The organism is Soehngenia sp., from assembly GCF_055108775.1.
Genome location: NZ_JBSQIL010000022.1, coordinates 1 through 24,493, shown reverse-complemented (window position 1 = coordinate 24,493; position 24,493 = coordinate 1). Strand labels below are relative to the sequence as shown.

At 29.8% G+C, this 24,493-nt stretch carries 20 protein-coding genes and 1 pseudogene; 9 read left to right on the top strand and 12 right to left on the bottom strand.

The window, feature by feature from the left end; genetic code table 11:
* The 4 genes from sdaAA to ACTB1H_RS04410 all read left to right on the top strand — a co-directional run.
* Nucleotides 1-580: L-serine ammonia-lyase, iron-sulfur-dependent, subunit alpha (gene sdaAA, locus ACTB1H_RS04425; protein WP_463261627.1), on the top strand; the 580-nt coding region annotated here is incomplete at its 5' end.
* Nucleotides 564-5,303 carry an HD domain-containing protein gene (locus tag ACTB1H_RS04420; protein ID WP_463261626.1) on the top strand — a complete coding sequence of 1,580 codons (4,740 nt, stop codon included), beginning with the start codon at nt 564-566 and terminating at the stop codon, nt 5,301-5,303. The genes sdaAA and ACTB1H_RS04420, both read left to right, overlap by 17 nt.
* Complete coding sequence (locus ACTB1H_RS04415) at nt 5,284-6,522, top strand: Rossmann-fold NAD(P)-binding domain-containing protein (RefSeq protein WP_463261625.1); 1,239 nt, start codon at nt 5,284-5,286, stop codon at nt 6,520-6,522. Before ACTB1H_RS04420 ends, ACTB1H_RS04415 begins: the two co-directional genes overlap by 20 nt.
* The gene (locus tag ACTB1H_RS04410) at nt 6,519-7,568 is read left to right on the top strand and encodes a flavodoxin family protein (RefSeq protein ID WP_463261624.1); all 1,050 of its coding nucleotides are present in this window, start codon (nt 6,519-6,521) and stop codon (nt 7,566-7,568) included. Before ACTB1H_RS04415 ends, ACTB1H_RS04410 begins: the two co-directional genes overlap by 4 nt.
* On the opposite strand, the gene ACTB1H_RS04405 is transcribed toward ACTB1H_RS04410, so the two are convergent.
* The 4 genes from ACTB1H_RS04405 to ACTB1H_RS04390 all read right to left on the bottom strand — a co-directional run bounded on the left by ACTB1H_RS04405 (nt 7,560) and on the right by ACTB1H_RS04390 (nt 11,864).
* Nucleotides 7,560-8,927 (bottom strand): MATE family efflux transporter, encoded by a 1,368-nt coding sequence (locus ACTB1H_RS04405; protein ID WP_463261623.1) that lies wholly within the window; start codon nt 8,925-8,927, stop codon nt 7,560-7,562. The two genes, ACTB1H_RS04410 and ACTB1H_RS04405, sit on opposite strands and share 9 nt — an antisense overlap.
* A gap of 262 nt (nt 8,928-9,189) precedes the next feature.
* A complete protein-coding gene (locus ACTB1H_RS04400; protein ID WP_463261622.1) occupies nt 9,190-10,881 on the bottom strand; it encodes a phospho-sugar mutase in 1,692 nt (563 codons plus the stop codon).
* Between the two features lie 60 nt (nt 10,882-10,941).
* A complete protein-coding gene (locus tag ACTB1H_RS04395; protein ID WP_463261621.1) occupies nt 10,942-11,445 on the bottom strand; it encodes a gamma carbonic anhydrase family protein in 504 nt (167 codons plus the stop codon).
* An 11-nt stretch (nt 11,446-11,456) separates the two neighbouring features.
* Nucleotides 11,457-11,864: a gamma-glutamylcyclotransferase family protein gene (locus ACTB1H_RS04390; RefSeq protein ID WP_463261620.1), complete on the bottom strand. Its 408-nt coding sequence runs from the start codon at nt 11,862-11,864 to the stop codon at nt 11,457-11,459.
* A 253-nt stretch (nt 11,865-12,117) separates the two neighbouring features.
* Here ACTB1H_RS04390 and ACTB1H_RS04385 point away from each other — a divergent pair, with 253 nt between their 5' ends.
* Nucleotides 12,118-12,777, top strand: coding sequence for a TraX family protein (locus ACTB1H_RS04385; RefSeq protein ID WP_463261619.1), 660 nt, complete (start codon nt 12,118-12,120; stop codon nt 12,775-12,777).
* Here the strand turns inward: ACTB1H_RS04385 and ACTB1H_RS04380 are convergent.
* The 6 genes from ACTB1H_RS04380 to ACTB1H_RS04355 all read right to left on the bottom strand — a co-directional run bounded on the left by ACTB1H_RS04380 (nt 12,771) and on the right by ACTB1H_RS04355 (nt 19,320).
* Entirely contained in the window at nt 12,771-13,193 is a 423-nt protein-coding gene (locus tag ACTB1H_RS04380) for a NusG domain II-containing protein (RefSeq protein ID WP_463261618.1), read from the bottom strand. The genes ACTB1H_RS04385 and ACTB1H_RS04380 overlap by 7 nt on opposite strands.
* Nucleotides 13,194-13,285: 92 nt before the next feature.
* On the bottom strand, nt 13,286-14,752 hold the full coding sequence (locus tag ACTB1H_RS04375) for an alanine/glycine:cation symporter family protein (protein WP_463261617.1): 1,467 nt from the start codon (nt 14,750-14,752) through the stop codon (nt 13,286-13,288).
* A 113-nt stretch (nt 14,753-14,865) separates the two neighbouring features.
* Nucleotides 14,866-15,687 (bottom strand): DNA-binding domain-containing protein, encoded by an 822-nt coding sequence (locus tag ACTB1H_RS04370; protein WP_463261628.1) that lies wholly within the window; start codon nt 15,685-15,687, stop codon nt 14,866-14,868.
* A gap of 15 nt (nt 15,688-15,702) precedes the next feature.
* Nucleotides 15,703-16,977: an ATP-binding protein gene (locus ACTB1H_RS04365; RefSeq protein WP_463261616.1), complete on the bottom strand. Its 1,275-nt coding sequence runs from the start codon at nt 16,975-16,977 to the stop codon at nt 15,703-15,705.
* A 35-nt stretch (nt 16,978-17,012) separates the two neighbouring features.
* Nucleotides 17,013-17,378, bottom strand: a complete 366-nt coding sequence (locus ACTB1H_RS04360) for a PqqD family protein (protein ID WP_463261615.1) — start codon at nt 17,376-17,378, stop codon at nt 17,013-17,015.
* Between the two features lie 13 nt (nt 17,379-17,391).
* Nucleotides 17,392-19,320: an OPT family oligopeptide transporter gene (locus tag ACTB1H_RS04355; RefSeq protein WP_463261614.1), complete on the bottom strand. Its 1,929-nt coding sequence runs from the start codon at nt 19,318-19,320 to the stop codon at nt 17,392-17,394.
* A gap of 139 nt (nt 19,321-19,459) precedes the next feature.
* On the opposite strand from ACTB1H_RS04355, the gene ACTB1H_RS04350 reads away from it, so the two are divergent.
* On the top strand, nt 19,460-19,873 hold the full coding sequence (locus ACTB1H_RS04350) for a hypothetical protein (RefSeq protein WP_463261613.1): 414 nt from the start codon (nt 19,460-19,462) through the stop codon (nt 19,871-19,873).
* 30 nt (nt 19,874-19,903) lie between these two features.
* Here ACTB1H_RS04350 and ACTB1H_RS04345 read toward each other — a convergent pair whose 3' ends face one another.
* On the bottom strand, nt 19,904-21,274 hold the full coding sequence (locus ACTB1H_RS04345) for an MATE family efflux transporter (protein ID WP_463261612.1): 1,371 nt from the start codon (nt 21,272-21,274) through the stop codon (nt 19,904-19,906).
* A 132-nt stretch (nt 21,275-21,406) separates the two neighbouring features.
* Here ACTB1H_RS04345 and ACTB1H_RS04340 point away from each other — a divergent pair, with 132 nt between their 5' ends.
* From ACTB1H_RS04340 to ACTB1H_RS04330, 3 genes are read left to right on the top strand one after another with little or no spacing between them, the layout of a single operon-like run.
* The gene (locus tag ACTB1H_RS04340; protein ID WP_463261611.1) at nt 21,407-22,324 is read left to right on the top strand and encodes an alpha/beta hydrolase; all 918 of its coding nucleotides are present in this window, start codon (nt 21,407-21,409) and stop codon (nt 22,322-22,324) included.
* 9 nt (nt 22,325-22,333) lie between these two features.
* Nucleotides 22,334-23,602, top strand: coding sequence for a hypothetical protein (locus ACTB1H_RS04335; RefSeq protein ID WP_463261610.1), 1,269 nt, complete (start codon nt 22,334-22,336; stop codon nt 23,600-23,602).
* A gap of 12 nt (nt 23,603-23,614) precedes the next feature.
* The gene (locus ACTB1H_RS04330) at nt 23,615-24,277 is read left to right on the top strand and encodes a DUF6320 domain-containing protein (RefSeq protein ID WP_463261609.1); all 663 of its coding nucleotides are present in this window, start codon (nt 23,615-23,617) and stop codon (nt 24,275-24,277) included.
* Nucleotides 24,278-24,284: 7 nt separating this feature from the next.
* Here ACTB1H_RS04330 and ACTB1H_RS04325 read toward each other — a convergent pair.
* Nucleotides 24,285-24,493: pseudogene (locus tag ACTB1H_RS04325) on the bottom strand (radical SAM protein); the annotation flags it as partial.

The window sequence follows — 24,493 nt, the reverse complement described above, 5'->3', positions numbered from 1 at the left end:
CGAAGTAAACGCTTCAATGGGTGTTATATGTGCTGCCCCTACAGCTGGTGCTTCTGGAATATTACCTTCTAGCATTTTAAGCGCTCAAGCAAAATTTAATACTTCTAATGATGATGTCATATTAGCTCTTTTTACTGCAGCAGCTATAGGAGAATTAGCCACAAAAAATGCAACAGTGTCTGGCGCTGAAGGGGGCTGCCAAGCGGAATGTGGAGTAGCTGCTTCTATGGCTGCAGCTGCCATTGTTGAATTAGCTGGTGGTACTCCAGACGATAGTTTCAATGCAGCAAGTTTTGCGTTGATAAATGTTATGGGTTTAATTTGTGATCCAGTGGCAGGTTTGGTTGAATATCCTTGTTTTTTAAGAAATGCTTCTGGAGTGGTGAATGCTTTTATCTCTGCTGATTTGGCTTTAGCCGGAGTACAATGTCTAATACCTTTTGATGAAGTATTAGATTCTATGTACAAAGTTGGCAAATCATTACCAGATGCTTTAAGAGAGACTGCTCTAGGAGGTATAGCTAATACCCCTGCTGCTAAGGAAATTGCTAGGAGGTTCTACTATGAAGATAACAAATGATATAAATACAATATATCCGGATGAAATCATCAATAATCTATTAAATTTAAAATCAAAATCTGAATTCAATATTTCTTCATTCTTAAATGAAATAACTCCTTATCTTAATAAATTAAAATATAAGTCTCAAAATGATTGGGCTATGGAATTATTTGAATATGCTATATTTAAATCTTTCCCCCACAAGAAATCTGATAATTTAGATCTGGAATTAATCGAAATTTATGAAACAACATTAGGTTTACTCTCATATATAAATGGTGATGATTATTTAAACTTTGAATTTGACAAAACTGATGACTATTACAAGTTTAGAGATGCTTTTTTATCATCATATATCTATGAATTAATGCAATTAGACTTGTACCTGTATAAAAGAAACACTTTAGAACATGTTATAGGGGTCAAAAATGTAGCTATGCACATATCATCTCAGCTTAATGAACTAGGGTTCCCAGTTGATATGAATGTAGTTTTAGCTGCATCTTTAGGTCATGATATTGGTAAATATGGTGTAAGTAAAAAAGAAGAGTCAAGAGTTCCTTATCTCCATTATTATTACACTCAATATTGGTTTAACAGAAACGGATTAGAAAAAATTGGTCATATAGCTTCAAACCACTCTACTTGGGATTTAGAGCTGGAGACACTTCCATTGGAGTCTTTGATTTTAATTTATTCAGATTTTAGAGTCAAAAATGTAAAAGATAATAATCTTCTAGTCATGAAAATACTCAAATTAGAGGATTCTTTTGATGTTATATTAAATAAATTAGATAATTTGACAGAGGAAAAAAAGAAAAGATATGAGAAAGTTTATGCAAAATTAAAAGATTTTGAAGATTTTTTGAATTACATGGGAATTGACACCACTTTAACTGGAGTGCTAGGACATAGAAATACTCAATACACTAGTCTTTTAGAAAGCGAAAAAATTCCTATAACTTACAAATATAAAGCAATTGAAAATAATATTTATCTTATGTCTAATTTAATCAGCGAATCTCGGTTTTTAGAAATCTTAGAAATAGCTAGAGGTGAAGAGGATTGGAGAAGGCTTAGAATATATTTGCAGATTTTAAGAGAGTATTCCACATATTTAACTCAAAAACAAAAAGAATTTGCATTAAGACTGTTGAGAGATTTACTGTTGCACAAAGAAGAAGATATAAGGAAAGAATCCTCTGAAATAATTGGGAAAATAATTTCAAACTTCGATGAAGAGTATAGAAAAGAACTTCCTTCAAATGTAGATGTGGAAATTAATTTTAAAAAAAGCGATCAAATTTTTGTTGATCTCTTGAATGATTTACTCTTCCCAGATTATAAGATACTTGAATCACAGAATGAATGGCTTTACAATTTAAAAACCATAGTAAAATCAATATTTTTAGAATGCAAAGACAATTATTATTCTATTTATTTTGATTCAATAAGTAGTTTTTATTCTGATAGTAACAATCTTCCTGTGCTTTCTCAGTTTTATTTAACACAAACTATTAGCTACATACCAATAAATAAACTTGATAAAACAAGGTATGATATTTTCATAAAATATTTGTCCAATAACTTAAACTCTGCATATGAAACTATAAGAATAAGCACACTTGATAAGTGCTTAGAAATATTTGATAATGTTTCAAATGATTCTTTTAAACAATTTTTAATCTCATTTCTTGAGGATAATACAAATAAATCTTATTCTACAGCAGAAAATTATCTAAAATATATTTTATCAGAAAAATTAGATATATCTACAGATTTAAAAAATCTGTTGCGAGAAAATTTTGAGCCAGATAAAACAAATATATCTGAAATTTTTTTAGAAAATCTAAAAACTGCAACAGGTTGGATTTATAAAAAAATTAATATAGATATCTTATATGATCAAGTCAAACAAAAACCAGTTGAAACAGGAATGCACACAGCTATACACTTCTGTAATTTGTTAAAAGTTAGTGCTATTGAAAAGGTAAGAAATTATAGTGGTCATACACTTCTTTCTATATTCCCGATGTTAACCTTGGAGCAAAGAAATGATGTAGCAATAGAATTACTAAGAGCATTGGAAATGGATAACTATCAATTCACAAAATTCATCCCTAACTATTTAGGAAGATTATTTTTATACTTAAGACCTAAAGAATTAGATGAAATTATTGATGATCTTGAAGAAAAAATTAAAACCTCCGAACCACAAACATGTATATTGCTTTTAAATACGGTGGGAATTTCAATTAAAAATTATCATATTTACAGGAAGATGTTTCCTGAGAACTTAGAATTGAATTTAAAGAGACTTTATAGGCTTTTTGGATTGTTATTAATCCCTCTTTCCTCGTATAAAGATGAATTAATAGTTGAATCTTTTACAGTAATATCTAATCAAATCTTTAGCTCAAAAGAAATGCCATTTAATGAAAAGAGCTTAATTTTTAAAAAGTATTCAAAAAAATTGCTAACACTAGTAGAAGATAAAATTGACAACAATTATGTATTCTATAGTAATGCTGCATCTTTTAATAAAATCTATAAATATATACTTGAATGTGAATTTAATAAAATAGACTTGACTGTTGAATCATTTAATAAAATAGCATTTTTCCCTGGTGCTTTTGATCCTTTCAGTCTAAGCCACAGGCAAATTGCAAAAGAAATTAGAAAACTTGGATTTGAAGTTTTTTTGGCAGTAGATGAGTTTTCTTGGTCTAAAAGGACTGAGGCCCATCAGTTTAGAAGAAATATAATTAACATGAGCATTTCAAAAGAAGATGGAATTTATTTGTTCCCAACGGAAATACCTATCAATTTGAGTAACAAAAATGATTTGATAACACTAAAGGAAATCTTCAAAAATAAAAATGTTTATTTGGCTGTGGGTACAGATGTAATATTAAATGCTTCTGCTTATAAAGTTAATGAGGAAATCCTTAGTTTCTCACATTTAGTTTTTGACCGTAGAACTAGAGCTTTGCCTTCTTTCGAGGAGGTAAATCTACAAGAAGCATTAACCAAAATAAAAGGTGATATTGTTGAATTGTCATTACCTACCCAATATGAAGATATAAGTTCTACAAAGATTAGGGATTATATCGATCAAAATCGAGATATTTCAAAGCTAATAGACCCTATGGCTGCAGATTATATAAAAAATTATAAATTATATATAAAAGAACCATTATATAAGTCATTGATAGAAACAAAAAAAATAGCTGTTAATGTTTACAGAGAGTTAGACGAAGAACTATTTAATTTCCTAATGGTAAATTTTAAAAATGAAATTGATGAAGTTAAATTATTGAAAGTTAGGGAAAAATCAAGTTATAGAATAGTTGTTTTAACTGATGCTAACAAGTTAAGTCCTTTTGCATTCTCCATATTCTATTGGGTTAGACATTCTAGGCTATTTGAAGAATTCAGTGATCAAAATATAACTGAATTCATAAGAAAAAATGCAAGTGGAAGAACTGCAGTCATTTCATGCTTATATGCTAAAGATAATAATGATTCCTATATGGAAATGATATTAAACGAATCTTTGTCGATATCTATAAATAGAGATTACAACAGTTGCATTTATTATAACGATTTAATAATTGGAGATAATATATTAGCACAAGAACATGTAATGCTACAAGGTTTCGAAAAAACAAAATTTAGTAAAAACAACAGTCCAATTTTTTTAGTAGACATGAATAACCCTATAAGCTTAAATCTAGATTTAGAATATATGTTGAAATCCCCATATAGTTCAGATCCAAGAATTTTAGAGACAATTAATTCCTCTAGAAAAATATTAAAAAAATCTATATCTGAACTTTATCCAGGAAATCTAGTCATAACTTTCTCAAAAGATATGATTTATTCGAAGTTAATACAAAAGATATGTGATGAAAATGATGTTCCAATTGTAGATACTAATAAAAAAATACTTGGCAAAAAAATGTGTGTACCTTTTGGTATTATTTTAAATAAAAAACTCGTTCCTAATACAGTAACTAAAACACTCCATACTGAAAAACAGTTCACAAAAGATCTAGGGAGTTTTACAATTAGAAATTTCCCAAACTATTTACCACTAAAGGAACAATGTAAGGTGATAAAATCTTTCGATAAACCGGTAATATTAGTAGATGATATATTGCACAATGGATACAGATTAAAGATCGTTGTTCCAAGCCTTAAGGAACAAAATGTAAGTATTTCGAAGTTGCTAGTTGGTATCCTCTCTGGAAGAGGTAAAGAGATTGCAGAATTAATGGATTTAGAGGTTGATAGCGCTTATTTTATACCTAACCTGAGATTATGGTTTAATGAAAGTGCACAGTATCCATTTTTAGGTGGCGATATGATAGAAACAGAGCAAGGAAATACAAATTTACTTACTAGCATTAATTTATTGCTCCCATATGCATATCCTAGTTATATTAAAGGGACTTCAATAAAAAACACATATGAATTATCAAAAATATGTCTAGAAAATACAATGTCAATATTTTCTGAAATTGAAAAAGTATACCAAGAAATAAACGAAAAAACTTTGAATATAAATTCATTAGGGGAAGTTCTATTTACTCCAAGAATTCCAGATATCGATCAAAATAATTATTCTAAAAATTTAATGAAACCAACAGATTTTATTAAAGAAGACCTATACTACTTAAAAAGACTAAAATTACCTTTTGATTCTAAGGAGGAAAATGATGAATTATTATATGTATAATGGCAAAAAAATATTTTCATTTGATAAATATGAAGAATTTGAAGAGATTGATGAAACACTTTTTTTTAATTCAACCGACGAAATAGTTTATTTCATAAATTCCGATGATCCACTAAATTCAAGGCGTGCTTTTTGTATAAATAACTATAATCAGTTAAAATCAAAAAATGAATCAGTAACTATGTTGTATAAAAATGATAGTTTAGATTTCGACTTACATCCACTTTTAAAGAAATTAATTGATGAAAAAAAAGTTAAATCAATAAATTTAAACTATCCAACATGGAAGGATGAATTGACTTCATTACCAAGTGTATGGAAAATCAATGTAATGGCATTAGGTGATGTAGGAAGTACATTGCTAATAGGTCTGTTGTTGCTAGGTAAAAATATAGAGTTAGGAATTTATGATAGAAATCCGAATAGATTGATGAGATGGGAAAAGGAATTAAAACAAGTCAGAATACCTTTTAACGAAGACAAGTTTCCAAAGATAAAAGTTCTTTCAGAAGATGAATTATTCCAATGTGATATGTTTGTATTCTGTGCATCAAAGGGTATCCCAAGTGTTGGAGAAAAACTTGATGATTATAGAATGATCCAATTTGAAGAAAACAGTAAAATTATGTCTAATTATGCTAAATTAGCTAGAAAAACAAATTTTAAGGGTTTGTTTGCAGTTGTTAGCGATCCTGTTGAATTATTATGCAAAGTTGCCTTCCTTGAAAGCAACAAAACTGATAATGGTTTTTATGATTTTAAAGGTCTAGCTGCTAATCAAATAATCGGATATGGCTTAGGTGTTATGAATGCTAGAGCTATTTATTATTCAGAAAAAGATCCATCTCTTATGCACTACAAGAAAGAAGGTCGAGTATTTGGTCCCCATGGGAGTGGTTTGATTGTAGCAGATAGTATTTATAATTATGATGATGTAAAATCTAAAATTTTAACTGAAAAATGCGTTAGAGCAAATGTTGAAGTCAGAGAGCTAGGATTTAAACCTTATGTTGGCCCTAGTCTTTCATCAGGTGCATTATCAATACTAAGCACGATCAATGGTGATTACTTCTATGGTTCAACTTATATGAAAGATGCTTATTTTGGAAGTAAAATAAGATTAACAGACTCTGGTATTGAAGTAGAACAAAATGACCTAGATTTTAAATTGAGAAAAAGAATAGAGAAATCATTTGATGATTTAAGGAGTATAATATGAGTAAAAATATTCTATTAATTCCATCAACCCCTAGTACGATGCTTTCTAAAATGATAGAAAATGCAGTAGAAGAAATAGAAATATATGAAATAAATGAACTGTCAAATTTTACAGACCTAAGAAATAAAAATATTCTACTAGCAATTGAATTAAATGCAATTGGAACAAATGAAAAGTTAAACCTTATATTAGAAAAATTAACATTAATAGGCTATGATTCCCTTCTGAATTCAAAGGCTAGTATTTTAATACACAGTAATTATAATAATTTTACAAAAACTTATGCTCAACAAGTTGTTTATTTGATGAATAGGCTTGGTTGTAGATTCCCTGGAAGACCAATAGTAGAGGCTAATGACAATTTAGATAATTTTATAGCTTTACAGAAAATATATAATTTGTCCTTAGACGAAATACTATTTATGAAATCAAAAGAACTTGGTAGAAAACTTTTTTCCGAGCAATATTTTTACAAAAACAAAAATATAACAGCAATCCACTCCTCTAATAAAGAAACCTCTAACACTTTAATGTTATGGGAAATGGTAAAAGAAAATCTAGATGGTTTTTTTGTAAAAGACATAAATCTAGGAAATGGTAAAATTTTAGATTGTAGAGGTTGCAATTACAAAACTTGTAAATATTTTGGAAAACAATCAAAATGCTACTATGGTGGAATTGTTGTCGAAGAAGTTTATCCATCTATCATCGATTCTTCAACAATAGTTTTCTTGTGCCCTAATTATAATGACATGTTACCTGCAAACATTGTAGCTACAATAAACAGATTAACTGCATTATTTAGAAAGACAAAGTTTTATGATAAAAGAATTTATGGTGTTATCGTTTCTGGATATTCTGGGTCAGATGCACTTTCTAAACAATTGATAAGCAGTTTGAATATGAATAAAACCTTTGAGTTACCACCATATTTTTCATTAGAGTTAACTGCAAATGACCCAGGATATATAAATAAAATCCCTAATATAAAAGATATCGCTAAAAATTTTGCCGAAAACATCAAAAGGGATTTGTTATTACCTTAAGGCTATGTATTTCCAATTATTAGTTCTAAATCTAAGAGTTATAACAATCCATCTTACAAATTGATCAATAAACACCGCTATCCATGCGCCTATTAATCCAATTTCTAATACTAAAACTAGATAATAAGCTATCAATATTCTGATACCTAATACACCAATAAATGTAGAAATCAATGTCCAAACAGTATCTCCAGCACCTCTTAATCCTCCTGAAAGTATAAGTTGTGAGCACTGAAATGGCATAACAAAAGCCATCAATCTCATTATTTTCGCAGCTTCATTTAAAACAGCAGGATCGTCTGAATATAGCATAGCAATGTATCTGCCAAAGAAAAAGAATAAAATAGTCATAAATAATGATATTACAACCCCTATTTTTTGACATTCCTTTATGTACTCTTCTGCCTCATCTTGTTGTTCTGATCCTAGACTTCTACCAGTTAATGTAGAAGCAGCCATTCCAAATGCTTGTCCTGGGGTAAATGATAAATTCAAAATATTTAAACATATTTGATGAGTAGCATAAGCAACAGTTCCTAATGAAGCAACTATTTTTACAAACATCACTACTCCCAGCCTAAATGCAATCTGCTCAAGTGATGCTGGTAATCCTATTTTAACTAAATTATAAATGATATCTTTGTCAAATCTAAATTTCTTGTTAGTTCTAAGTTTAACAGCCCCATTAGATTTTTTTAAATGCATGATTATAAAAATTAATGCTACTATTTGGGATAATGCAGTTGATATTCCTGCTCCAGTTATACCAAGTGGTTTTATTCCAAAAAGTCCATAAATCAAAATAGCATTACCTGCTACATTCAATAAATTAACTCTTATATTTATTTTCATAGGAGTTTTTGTATCCCCAGCACCACGAAGAGTTGCAAATATTGAAAAATTAAAACTTTGAAAAGCAAAGCCTAATGTTGCGATTCTAAAATAATCTCTACCTATTGCAATAGCATCTGGTTTTGCTCCAAAAAAATGCATTAACTCTTCAGTAAAACCAAGACCCAATATCAATATTGGCAATACTATAATCAATTGAGTTAATATGATTATGTGTTTTAGTACTAATTCAACTTTTCCTTCTTTTTTTGCTCCAACATATCTGGCAACCATTGCTGTTGCTCCTATATTAAGAGCTTGAACTAATGAAAGGCCAATAAATATTAGTTGATTTGTTATACCAACTGCAGCAATAGAAGAAGTTGATACCGCATGACTACCATAATGCCCTAACATCATCATGTCTACCATTCCAAATAATGTTCCCAATAATAGTTCTATAAATACTGGAGTAGCAATATTTAATATCTCAGTTCTCTTGTGATTTTTGTTTATGATGTCAAACAAATTAATTCGCCTCACTTAATATGTATTTAGACACACTAAGTATTATAACACTCTAATATTTTTAATACAACAGTATAGAGTAAAATGATAAATTTTTGATATTATCAAAAGAAATTTTTTATGTTCTATGTATTAAATTATGTAAGAAATGAATATAAAAATTTAGAGCTAACAAACTTTAATTTGTTAGCTCTAAATAATTAATTTAAAATTTTTAATTTAAGCTTAGTTTTGCATTAGATTTTTAACTATGAGATATAATTTACTTAACAGATTCCATTCTATGCAATACAACTTTCTCAATCAAATTGATTTTTTCTAAAGCTTCTTCTTTAGATTTTCCTATTGTATAAATATATAATTTAATTTTAGGTTCTGTACCTGAAGGTCTAACAGCATACCAAGATCCATCATCCAAAAAGTACCTTAATACATTTGATTTTCCTGCGTCAGTCTCATCTCTTAAATAATCTATAGTTTCTTTTAGCATCATCTCACCAATTGACATAATAGGTTGATGTCTGATATCATCCATCATTCTCTTAATCCTATATTGTCCTTCTATTCCCTCTAGAACAATTGATATTTGTTTCTCAGAATAATAACCATATTCATGATACATATCTTCCAATACATCAAGCAAAGTCTTTCCTATGTTTTTATAATAACCAGCCATTTCAGCAATCAACATAGATGAGACAATTGCATCTTTATCTCGTACTAAATCTAAATATACATATCCAATACTTTCTTCATATCCAAATATAAAACTGTATTCACCAGTAACATCCCATTCATTAGCTTTTGCACATATATTTTTAAATCCTGTTAAAGTTTCAAAAGTTGCCACTCCATACTTACTAGCTACGGCTTTTCCTAAATCTCCAGTTACAATGCTTTTTACTATAGCTGCATTTTGGGGAAGATCTTGCTTTTTATGTCTTTGAGTAATTATATAATTTACTAATAAAGCTCCCGTTTGATTACCGTTAAGGTAAGTATAATCTCCATCTTCATTTAATACACCTACAGCTACTCTATCTGAATCTGGGTCTGTTGCTAATAATAAGTCTGCTTTTTCTTTAAGCCCCAATTCTCTTGCATATTTAAATGCTTTAGTATCTTCTGGATTTGGATAACCTACTGTCGCAAAAGTTGGATCAGGGTTTTCTTGTTCAGGAACCACTATTACCTGAGTAAATCCTCTCTCCTTAAGAACTCTTCTTACTGGTTTATTTCCTGTACCGTTTAAAGGAGTATAAACTATTTTTATATCCTTATCTATTCCTTCATCATTTATAGCCATATTTAATATCTCTCTAGTGTACTGGTCATCTATTTCTTTACCTAATATTTCAATAAGACCTTTTTCTATGGCTTCATCAAAATCCATCATCTTTACGTTCTTATAATGTCCAATTGCAGAGATTTCTGATAATATTTCATCTGCAATTTCATCCAATATTTGTGAACCCTCTTCCCAATAAACTTTATAACCATTGTAATCTTTTGGATTATGACTAGCAGTTATAACAATACCCGATATTGTTCCAAGTTTCCTTATAGTATATGAAAGCATAGGTGTAGGCCTTATGTCATCAAAAAGGAATACTTTAATCCCATTTGCCGCTAATACTCTTGCTGCAATTTCTGCAAACTTGTCTGAAAACATGCGAACATCATAAGCAATAGCAACGCCTCTTTTTTTTGCTTGCTCTCCTCTTTTGCTAATAGTCGCCGCCAATCCTTGGGTAGCTAGTGACACTGTATAAACGTTCATTCTATTTGTACCTGCACCAATTTTACCTCTTAATCCAGCAGTTCCAAATTCAAGATCTTTAAAAAATCTGTCCTCAATTTCTTTCTCATCATTTAAGTTTTTCAATTCCAATTTAGTCTGTTCATCGAAATATGGATCTTCAATCCACATTCTATATTTTTCCATATAGTCCATTCTGTTCCCTCCGTTATTAATCGTCTACCATTCATAAAGAATATAGCAGATAAAAATTAATTAGTCTATATGTTTTTTATACAATTCATTATATCTAATTGCATTTTTCTTTATAGAATCCATCTCTTCATCTGTTACATTTCTCACTATCTTCCCAGGAATGCCAATTACCATAGAATTATCTGGTATAATCTTACCTTCAGTTACGATTGTTCCTGCCCCAATTATACAATTATTCCCAATTACTGCTCTATTTAGTACTATTGCACCCATCCCTATCAATGTATTGTTTCCAATGGTGCATCCATGAATTATAGCATTGTGTCCAATCACACAATAATCTCCAATCTTAGTTGGAATATTGGTCTCTGTGTGTACAACAGAATTATCTTGAATGTTTGTATAATTACCAATTTCTATTCGTTCTATATCTCCTCTTACAACTGCCCCATACCAAATACTGCTGTTTTCCCCGATTATAACATCTCCTATAACATCCGCACTTTCTGCAACAAAAGATGTGCTGTGAATCATTACTTTTCTATCTTTCAAGTCCTTTATCATATTAGCCTCCGTTACTCAAAATTCTTTGCTTTTTCTAATCTTTCTATTTCTATGCCCCAATCTTTATATCCATCGACTAAAATATTATAATAAGTATCAGGTGGTGCTTGCAGGTTCTTTTCAACCATAGTATATGCCAAAGCTTCATACTTATTCCCAAATTCATCTTCTAATTCAACTGTTATTCTATCGTAAAGATCTGGATATCCCTCTAAAATATCTAACTTTTCCAATTCTTGTTTTGATATAAGATATAATGCACCGACTACCTCTTCGCCTTCTTGAGGTATAATATCTGCTAACTCATTGAAAGTTAATTTGTAATTTTTTAGTACTACTTTTTTAAGTGGCAATGCATTTGGGCAACGACTAGCCATGTATTTTTTGCTTAAATTACTAGCATATGCAAAATATAACATAACAACACCTCCTATTATACTATAATTATTTTACCCAGTGAAAATTTATTTACTCACACTATTCAAGCTTTTATAATGCTTTTTTAATATATTCAAATAAACTAATTATTTCTTTTTCAAATAAATATTATCATTCTAAACAATTTTATCTTAGCTATATTACAACAAAGTAAATTTATGTTAAGGTCTACCATATCTTTAACAACTGTTTTTTTATTTTGTGTTATAATGTTATTAAAACAAGGAGGGGCATATGACTAATTTTCTTTTAAAACTTATTGCTTTAACAACAATGATAATAGACCATTTTGGTGCTATTTTCGCACCTGATGTAATTCTTTTTAGAATTATTGGAAGAATTGCCTTTCCAATATATTGTTTTTTACTGGTTCAAGGTTTTCTTCATACTTCTGATGTTAAAAAATATGCAAAAAGATTGTTTATTTTTGCAATTGTATCCGAATTGCCTTTTGATTTTGCATTTTATGGTCAAATAAATCCAATGCATCAAAATATTTTCTTTACACTTTTTATAGGTTTGATGACTTTGCACTTAATTAATAAATATTCTGAAGAAAAAACTCAATATATTCCAATTATAATTATTTTTTCATTTTTAATATCTTCATTGCTATTTGTTGACTATAGTTTTATAGGAATTATATATATACTTGCATTTTATTTTACAAGGAATTACAATAAGCCAATAAATTTTATTCTATCTGGTGTAGTAATCTTTTTAATTAATGTTTTAACAAGTGCGTACCTTCAAAATTATGCCCTTTTTAGTCTGATCCCTATATATTTCTACAATAACAAACTCGGTTTAAATAATAAAAAGATGCAGCTGCTATTCTATATAGCCTATCCACTGCATCTAATTGTGTTTGCCCTAATAAAATTATACTATTGAACTATATAATCAATTTCTTGATTATCACTTTGGTTGCTCTCTATTGTTACAGTCATGCTAATCGGCAGTGCCACAATTATTTCATATTCACTCCTTATCCAGCCCATATCATTGTGGATGCCACGTGGGACGATTTCTTCTGGTAGCCTTTGTAACCTGACAGCTCCATTTTGGATTTCTAAATACCCGGTATACTTTTTCCCTTTTACTTCAAATTCAAAAGGCACAACTTCATCTACATCATCATTTATTTGATACTTAAATATAACTTCATCTTTTATTTTAACAACAGCAACTTTATCATTTAAGTTATCTGATAAAACTGGAATATACATAATCCAAGATATTGATAATACAATTATTAATACAATCAATATTTTATCCCCGATTTTTAGCAACTTACCAATTTCTTTCATTTTAATTGCTCCTATTTAATATCCTATTTTAAAATAGTATATCATAAATAAAAACAATCTAAAATCCTTATTTTAAACTAGTAAATATGGCATCATTTTATTATTGTAGTACTAAGACCACTTTTAATTTTATTCCTTTTAACATCTTTTTTGCTTAAATTTTGATGTGCATATTCCCAATGAATATATCCTTTTTCTTTACATCTGTCATAATCAATAAGTATTTCTTTAACTTCTTTAGACAAAATAAACAAAGCAATTATATTTGGCAATGCCATCATTCCAGTAAACAAATCAACTAACTGCCAAATCATAGTTGGATTTACAAATGTTCCGATTGACAATGCTAAAACAGAAAAAATCTTAAAGATAGTCAAAGTTAATTTGTTTGAATTAAATAAAAATTTTATGTTAGCTTCGGCAAAGAAATACCATCCTATTATAGTTGTCAGCGAAAAAAATGACAAACAAACAGCTAAAAACATTGCTCCAACATTCCCAAATACAGAGCTAAAACTATTTTGAGTCATTATAGTCGCACTTTCTGTCATTATTGATGCATTTATCGTAGGGTCATAAGCCCCAGTAGTAATATTTACCATGACAGTGGATAGGCATATAACAAAAGTCGATATAAAAACGCCTATCATTGCTACAAATCCTTGTTCTGCCGGATGATTTGTTTCTGCAACTGCATGTGAATGAGGAGTTGATCCAAGACCAGCTTCATTTGAGAATAATCCCCTAGCAAGACCAAATCTTATAGTATGTTGTATTGTTATCCCAAGAGCTCCCCCTCCGATTGCTTGAGGAGTAAAAGCTCCAATAAATATACTCTTAATAGTTGGTATTAAATTACTAATATTAAATAATATTATTATTATACTCCCAAAAATATACATTAATGCCATTATAGGAACAACTTTCTCGGAAAACTTTGCAATGCTTCCCATCCCACCAATCAAAATTTTCAAGACCAAAAATGCTAATACAATGGTAATGATGATAATAGGTACTCCAAAAGCACTATTAACAGCTCCTGCAATTGAATTTGACTGAACCATTACGCCAACTATACCGAGTCCTATGGCTGCAATAATAGCAAAAAATTTTGCAATGATGTTTGACTTCAATCCATTTTTGATATAATATGCAGGACCTCCCACCAATTCTCCTTCTTTTTCTTCCCTGTATTTCTGAGCCAAAACTGCTTCACTAAATATAGTTGCCATACCAAAAAAAGCAGCTAATAACATCCAAAAAGCTGCTCCTGGTCCTCCTGCAGCAATTGCTGTAGCAACTCCAACAATATTTCCTGTGCCTACCTGAGCTGCAACAGCAGTTGATAAAGCCTGAAATGGTGTCATTTTCCCATCATCTGTTTTTTGACTTTTTCCTAAACCTAAAAACATTTTTTTAAGAGATGGAATTAGTCTCGAAAATTGTGGGAATCTTAATTTAATTGTCATATAAATTCCAATGCCCATCAAACCAAAAATAAGTATATAATCCCAGAGAATCTTGCTTATCATGTTAACGATTTCCATTAGTTGTCCCAAAACCAGCACCTCCATAATATAAAAACTTTATTATATTATAAGTTGCTGGTTTCTTAAAGTTTCAATTTGCTACAAAAAAACTCATCATTATTATTGAATTTTCTAATAATTATTCATTCTTCGCCTATATATAAGCAAATTGATTCAAGAAATTTTTTTAGATTTACTTTGCCTCTTTTTGTGCTTTTCCCTCTTAAATAATCCATCTCCAATTTAACTTGTTCAAAACTATATAAACTATTTGAAAATTCTAAGTATGTCTCATTTAGATTATCCTCTAATCCTAAATTAGCTATGTTTCTCAACCCAGCATTAGCGGCTCTTCTCATTCTCTGTTCAACTGTTCTTGAATTTAGGTTGTACTCTTTTAATACTTCTTTTAATGTAAAATCATTATTATACATCTTATTCTCTAACAAAATCATCACAATATTTAAAATGTCCTGGCTCCCCTTTTGTCCTAATATACCAATTTTTTGCAATATTAAAGTAGCTTTTTCTTTTTTCTTTTCTTCTAATGATTTATGATAAGTATCGTTAGAAGAAAACATGTTTTTAATAGTGTTAAGCTTTTTTTGCATGTCTATTTTTTCATTTACTTTTCTTATTATATTTTCAACTTCTATAGCGTTGATTGGTTTATGAATGAAAAATTCAATTCCTGCTTCATACGCTTTTGCTATCATATCTTTTGAGCTTACTTGAGAAATCATAACAAAAATTGGTTTAAAAACTTCTTTTTGAAACTCTTTAACTATGTTTATCCCATCTTTATTAGGGAGCAATAGATCAATTAAAACTATATCTGGTTGATTTGCTGTTATCTTATTTACTGCATCTATACCGTCTGTTGTATAACCTACTACATCTCCTAGGTCTTTATCCTCCATTATTCTTTCTAATATTTTAATCACATTTATATCATCTTCTACAATAAATATCTTGATTTTTCACACCTCCAATTCTTTCCTTTTTATTGCTATCGAAATTTCAGTACCATATTGTATGTCTGAGTTTACGTGAATTTCTCCTTTCAATTCTTCCTCTACTATTTTTTTCACTATAGCCAATCCTAATCCTCTACTTATTTCGCCTGTTTCATAATTTATTTTAGTTGAGTAGCCTGGATTAAATATTTCATTGATTTCACTAGCTTTTATTCCAATTCCATTATCCTTTACAATAAAAACATCCTTATCGTCATGCCTCCTATGGCTTAGATGTATTTCTCCCCTACTATCTTTCGGAATAGCCTCAATGCTATTTACTATTAGGTTCCTTAGAACAGACATTAAATAATAATGCTTTTTAGTGCTAAAATCATCTTCAATTTCTACAAATATGTTTATATCTTTCCCGATACGGTTGGCTTCTTTTATTAATGTCTGATATAAAATTGTAGTTAATTCTGATAATTTCATTTCTTCATTTTCTAATTCTCTTTCTGTAACTTCTAATATTCCTCTTATTGCGAGTGCGTTTTCTTTTTTTATTTCATGGATATTTCTTGATATATTTAGAGAAAATTCCTCCCATATTTCTCTTTTCTCATTTGAACTTATCATTTCATACAACCTATATGAGTCAACCATCAAATTTTCAATGTTTTCCATATTTTTCTCCATCCAATATGTCTCTGTTTTCAACTGAGACATTATCCAAAGCAGTTTCCTATAACGTTTTTCGTGTTCTTCTTTAATCAATAGAAGTTTATACTGTTTCAAAAAATATAAGACAACCCATACTATCAGAGATCTCAAAACAGCTACTAAAAAAACTGTTGACAGCATACCTAAATTGAATTTTGTAGAATATATATAGCCTCTTACTATTAACTCTAAATTGTTAGAAACAAAATCGGCTAAAGTTAAAATTATAAATATATAGTTCAAATCTTTATTATTTTTTTTATAGATAAAAATGTGATAAAAAATAGCATATGATAAATAAAATAAAATCTCTATCTCAAAAGAAATGTTATGTAATAATAGATTGCCGTTAAATAAAGCATCTGCAAATATTCTACTCAAATATATAAAAATTGATGATATTATCCCCATTGGTATAGGTCTTATATCCTCAAAATAGTACATCGAAACAGAATAAGCTATGATTCCTGCTGAAACTCTAAAATCTAATTGAAAAAAACTTAAATAAATTTGAGAAAAACAAGCAACAATAATTGCTATCAAAAAATAATTCTTTGATTTTTCTACTCTAACCATCCCCTTCAATTAATAATATCAATAAAGACCGCAAATCATGATTTGCGGTCTTTATTGGAAATTGAAATAAATTTGTTGTTTTCTAAAATCACCATAAATTTAATTAATCTGTCATATAAAGGTTCAGCTCTATCTCCAAATTCATTCTTCAATAATTCAGCAATTTGATAAACTGTTTTTTCTCCATCGATATTTTCCCATATAAAAGACCCAAATTCATCCAAATCAATTTTATATGAATCAGGAGTAAAAAATATTTTTCTAACAGCTCTTTCAAGAATCGAATCCCTAGGCACAATTAATTGAATTGTTCCTTCTTCTTTGTATTTAGTGCTTATTTTAGAAGATTTTTTAGGAATATAGTCCAAATAGTTTTCATTAGTTTTACTTTTATTTCTCATAATTACACATCAATTAATTTTCCTTCTTAGCATAGAATGATTTTCTTACCAAGATATAAGCTAACCCTAAGAACAGAATCAATGAGCCCCATTGTCCAAGAACATTATTTCCAATAGCAATTTTTTCTCCTAAGCTAATCTCACTTGATAGAGGTATTATTGCAAATACTGCCAACAATATTCCTATTACTCCTTCTCCTGCTATCAATCCTGAAGAGAACAATATACCAGATTCTACTTTATTGTCTAATTCCTTATCTTCTTTATGTCTCTTCTCTAACAAGCCTCTAATAATTCCACCTAACATAATAGGTGTACTTAAATGGATTGGCAAATATAAACCAACCGCAAATGGAAGAATTTGAATCCCTAAAAGTTCAACTACTATACCTATTCCAACACCTATAAATACTAATGGCCAAGGAAGCTGTCCTCCCATTACTCCTTCAACAACCATTTTCATCATGGTTGCTTGTGGAGCTGGCAATTCAGGTGTTCCAAATCCCCATGCTTTATTTAATAACAATAAAATATATCCAATAACTAAAGCTGATACTACTGCTCCAATCATTTCCCCCATCTGTTGTTTCTTAGGAGTAGCTCCTACTAAAAATCCAGTTTTTAAATCCTGTGACATATCTCCTGCCATAGCAGCGATAATGCAAATTACAGAACCAACAGAAATAGCCCCAATCATTCCAGCTTCTCCAACAAATCCAGTTGCTTTAAATATGATTGAGGTGATTAAAAGTGTTGCAATAGTCATCCCTGATACTGGGTTATTGCTGCTTCCAATTATTCCTACTAATCTAGATGATACTGTCGCAAAGAAGAAACCAAAAACAACTATAACTAAAGCGCCTATTATGCCAACTGGTATAATATCAGTAATGCCTATTAATATAACAATAGCTAAAATTCCTATAATTACAATTTTCAAAGACATATCTTCTTCTGTTCTTAAAGTTGTTTGCTGTTGGCCTGCTGTGCTTTTTAAATTGCCTAAAGCATCTTTAAAAGTTCTGACTATTAGAGGCAATGACTTGATTAAACTTAAGATTCCACCAAATGCAACTGCACCTGCTCCAATGTATCTGATGTAATTGTTCCATACTGACCAGTAGCCACCTTCGCTAAGTACAAGCTCTTGTAAAGGAGCCGTCGCTGGATAAATAATTTCAGGAACAAATTGTCCTAGATGAGAAATTAATGGAATAATTACAAGCCATCCTAATACAGCTCCTGCTAACATGAAAGCCGCTATCTGAGGTCCAACTATAAATCCTACTCCCAGTAGAGCTGGCAATGTGTCCATACCTATCGCAGCTCCTCTAAATCCTGGAATAGCCCATTCTATCTCTGATGGAAATAATTTTATTCCATCTGTAATAAATTTGAATAATGATCCTATCCCTAATCCTTGGAAAACTGTTTTAGCTTTATTTCCACCAGTCTCCCCTGCAATCAATACCTCAGCACATGCAGTTCCTTCTGGATATGGTAAAACTCCATGTTCATTTACTATAAGAGCTTTTCTTAGTGGAATCATAAAGAAAACTCCTAGTAAACCACCTGCTAAAGAAATTGCAGAAATTCTTAAAATCGATGGTGCAGCCATTCCTAACTCATCAGCCCATAGAAACAAAGCTGGCATAGTAAATATTGCACCTGCTGCTAAAGATTCTCCAGCAGAACCTATTGTTTGAACCATGTTGTTTTCTAGGATTGAATCCCTTTTCATGATTCCTCTAATTATACCCATTGATAATACCGCTGCTGGAATTGATGCACTAACTGTCATACCTACACGCAACCCTATATATGCATTAGCCGCTCCAAAAACAATACATAGAAAAATTCCCAATAAAATAGAAACGACCGAGAATTCAGGCATGATTCTCTCTGCAGGAATATAAGGTTTAAAATCTTCTTTTCTCTCCATTTTTACAACTCCTTTCTTAATAAGATTATATTTCAATACAATTCTATACCAATTAAAAATATTAGTCAATAACTCCGATTCATACATTTATGTTATAATTATTCTATAGATAATACTTTAAAAGAAAGAAGATGATAAAATGTCTGACAAAATTCCTCAAAGCAGAAAATTTTTATACTATGCTGGCATATTCATAACAATCATCGGTTTTATCCTATTTTTAAGTCGATTTATCATAGTTTTTACAGGCAATGCTTTTAATTTTAACCCGATGATTTCATTTTTAGGGATTATTTTGATAATTTTCGGACAATTCATCAGATCCGTTGGCGCAAAAGGGTTAGCTGGCTCTGGTATTATTTTGGACCCTGAAAAAGCCAGGAAAGATATCAAACCTTATAGTAAAGCAATGGGTGGTGTAATTGATGATGTATTGGAAAATATTGACAAGAGTGAAGTAAAGAAAGAAATCGTAAAAATAAAATGTAGAAGCTGTGGAACTTTAAATGATGAAGATTCTACTTACTGCAAATCATGCGGGGAAAAGTTATAAGGATAATTTATCCTTATAACTTTTTTAAAATTAAAGAGACTGCAAATTGATAACACTTTTCTTCCACGATCCCTTTGAATAAATGTAAAATCCATATAAACAAACTATCAAATTGCTAAAGCTCATTGAAAACCATATCCCAGATGCTCCCCAAGTTGTGAAATTTTTGAAAATCAAAATCATAGGAAGTCTTACAAACCATAATCTTCCAATCTCCATTGTCATTGAATACTTAGTTTTTCCAGACCCTTGAAATAAACCTTGTAAAACTGAAAAAATACCCATCAATGGCATCGACCATGATATATATCTCAAATAGTTAACAGACAATTCTATTACAGATGGATCATCTTTAGACTGCATAAATAAACTTATAATTTCATAATCAAATATTAACAGTAAAAAACAGCCTATAAATCCAATTAATGTTGTTAATAAAGTTGACTTATTAAAGGCTTCTTTTACTCTTTCTTCTTTTTTTGCTCCGATGTTCTGCCCAACTATAGCAGTGAGAGCTGACCCTAACCCCATAGCAGGTTGAGAAATCAAAGATATAATTCTATTTACCATTGCATATGCAGCTAAAGTTGCAGTTCCATATGATCCAATAAACATATTTAAAACAATAAATCCAAATGCTGCTCCAGATTGGCCAATTGAAGTAGGTAGCCCAACTCTAACTATACTTTTAATTATCTCTTTATTAAATTTAAATCCTTTAAAATTAGGCTTTATCATAGAATTTCCTTTATATAGATGAATAAAAGAGACGACTGCTAATAATATCTTTGAAACTAAAGTTGCATACGCAGCACCAGCTATTCCCAAGTTAAGAGTAAAAATAAATATAGGATCTAATATTGAGTTTAAAATTGCTGAAATCCCACTGAAAACCGTTGGGTGTATAGTGTTTCCTTGAGAATTCATTATGGATGAATAATTAAAAAATAAAAACATAAATAACATATCTAAGAAAGTTATTCTCAAATATACAATGCTATATTCAGCTAGGTCTCCAGTTGCACCCATTAGCTTAACTATGTAAGGGGTTGTAATATATCCTATCACAGTAAAAATAATAGCACATAATACCGTAAGAACAATAAGTTGAGTGGCATGTTCATTAGCTTCTTTGATTTTATCTGCGCCTATTAATTGGGAAATAATAGATGTTCCTGCAATCGATAGCCCTATACCTATTGAAATGAATAAAAAAATAACAGGCCAAACAAATGCAGTTGCTGCAAAATGAACTGATGATATTCTGCTAACCCATATACCATCTATTAAATTGTATAAGGTTTGAATTAAGTTATTTATCATGATAGGAATTGATAAATATAGCAATGCCTTGTAAATACTACCCTTAAGTATTAACTCTGTTTTTTCATTAGTTTTCATTATTCACCTCATATGTATTTCGTGTATCTAAAAATATTATACTACTTTATATAGTTTTGTATATATAAATTTGTGTCCAATTTTATTTAACTGTGATAAAATTAAATTTAATAATTATAGTTAGGAGCTATTATGAAACCACTGAAAAAACTTACCCTTAATATTGTATCAAAGGTAAATATTAATGTAAAAAAATACTATAAATCATATAGAATGATTCAAAAGGTCGTTAACCCTCCAATTACTCCTGTTTACAAAAAATTAGATGAGACAATTTATTATAATGGCAAAGAAATACCAGCAAGAGTTTTTATGCCAGAAAATTTAAAAGATAATAAAGTGTTGTTATTCTTTCACGGAGGTGGATGGGTTACTGGTGATATTGATTCATATACCAACCTTTGCTCACGTTTAGCTAATGAAACAAATAGAAGGGTCATTTCAATAGACTATAGATTAGCTCCTGAATATCCTTTCCCAAATGGATTGGAAGATTGTTATCATGCTACAAAATATCTTTTTGACCATTTGCATTTATTATCTTGCAACGAAGATGATATCTATCTGATAGGTGATAGTGCAGGTGGTAATTTAGCTGCGTGTGTTTCGCTGCTATTGCGAGATAGAGGAGAAATTGTACCTAAAAAACAAATTTTAATATATCCAGCAACTAATTATGATCATAGTGAAAATTCGCCTTTTAAATCTGTTGTTGAATTTGGTGAAAATTACATATTAACATCGAAAAGAATACAAGATTATATGGAATTGTACGTTCCAAATCCAAAGGATAGAGAAAGTCCTTATGTGGCTCCAATTCTTGCTAAAGACTTATCCAACCAGCCCGAAACTTTAATCATAACTGCAGAGTATGACCCACTAAGAGATGAAGGTGAAGAATACGGCAAAAGACTCGAATCATTCGGAAATAAAGTTTATATTTTCAGAGTAAAAGATGCTGTACATGGCTACTTAAATAGCCCTATTGAAAATAATACAATCAAAGAAACTTATTCAATAATTTCAAAGTTTATCGATAATCTATTATAGGTGATTTATATGAAAGAAGAAAAAAATAAATATCAGAACTGGATAAGATTAGACAATGCTTCGAAAATTTTCCCAGCGACTTATACAAATAGAGACACCAAAGTTTTTAGAATTTCCGTTGAATTGTTTGATTATGTTGATAAAGACATCCTTCAAAAAGCTATCGATGAGGCTGTTTTGTATTTCCCTGTTTTTAATTATGTACTAAGAAGAGGTGTTTTTTGGTATTACTTTGAATATTCTAATCTCAAACCTACAGTTGAAATAGAGTCTACTCCATTATGCGCTCCTTTATATGATAAAGAAAAAAGAAATCTACTCTACAGGATAACTTACTATAATAAAAGAATAAATTTAGAGGCCTTTCACGCTCTTACAGATGGAGCTGGTGTCGTATGGTTTATGGAAACTATAGTTCACCTTTACTTGAATAAAAAATACTCAGAAGAATTCAAAGATAAAAACTTAAAATTACGCCATAAGGCAGCTATTAGCCAAATGATGGATGATAGTTTTTCGAAATATTATAATAAAGATAAATCAATTGTAGATACTGGCACAAAGGTAAAAAAAGCATACCAAATAAAAGGAACTTACACAGAAGAGAATATAACTAAATTGATTGAAGGCACAGTATCAACTAAAAAGATAGTTGACCTTGCACATAAATATAATTCTACCGTAACAGTATTTTTAACATCTTTGTTGATATATTCAATTGTAGAATATATGCCAAGTAAATACAAAAAAAATCCTATTTCTGTGTCAGTTCCTATAAATTTAAGGCAATATTTCAAATCTTATACTGCAAGAAACTTTTTTAGCACTATGAATATCATATATTATCCAACAGGTGATGATGACATAGAAAAAATAACAAGTTCTGTAAGGGAAAGTTTTAAATCAGAGCTAACTAAAGAGAACTTAAGTGCTCATTTGAATAGATTAATCTCTATTGAGAAAAACCCATTAACAAGAATAGTCCCATTGCCTTTGAAAGATTTAGTTCTTAGATTTGCGAATAAATTTGCTGATAGAGGGATTACTACATCTTTCTCCAATGTTGGAAAAATAGAATTACCTCAAGAATTTGAACCATATGTAAATAAATTTAGTATCTGTGTAAGTGCTAGAAGGCCACAAGTAGTTAGCTGCTCATATAGAGATAAAATGGTTATTTGCTTTATATCTCCCTTTGAAGAAACTGACATTCAAAGAACTTTCTTCACTTTCTTAAGTGAAAATGGTATAGATGTAGAAATTATTTCTAATTTTTAACGGAGGAATAATATGAAATACTGTGAATACTGTAAAGTATATATCCCTGAAGATAGAGAGATTTGTCCATTATGTGGAAATAAATTAGAAATAATCTCTGAAGACAATGAACAAATATTCCCTAAAATCCCATCAATATTTAAGAGAAATCTTGCTCTTAAGATAATGGGGTTTATAAGTGTAGTAACTATAATTATGAGTTTTGCATTATACTATATATTTCCCACACGAATTAATTGGCCTTTATTAGTTTTTTTTGGCATAATAAGTGTATGGTTGGATTTATTCTTTCTTATTAGAAAAAAAACCCATTTACCTAAAAAAATAATTTGGCAAGTTCTTATCATAACAATATTAAGTATTCTTTGGGATTTTTACACAGGTTTTAGAGGTTGGTCAATTGAATTTGTCTTCCCAATCATTTGTATATTAGCTATGCTTGTAATGTATATTTTAGCATTGGTTATGAAATTGAGCATAAATGATTTTATCACTTATATTTTGATAGACATTTTCTTTGGTATAATCCCTATTATTTTCATAGTATTAAATCTAGTAGAAATCATATACCCATCGATTATTTCTGCAACTATAAGTATTATATCATTATCAGCAATACTTATATTTGAAGGAAAAAACATTCTATATGAGCTGAAAAAAAGAATGCATATATAGAGGGAGTTTACACTCCCTCATAATTGAATGGTGGAATAAAACTTTCTTCTGCACTTTCACTCTCTTGAGTGAAACCATTTTCAACTCCAATAGAAATCGCATAGTCTACTACTTCTTCATATTCATCTTCTCTTAACTTTCTATATATTTCAGGAAATTTCTTCGCATTTTCAAGCGGTGTATACTGGCTCATTATACTTATATAAATATCATTTC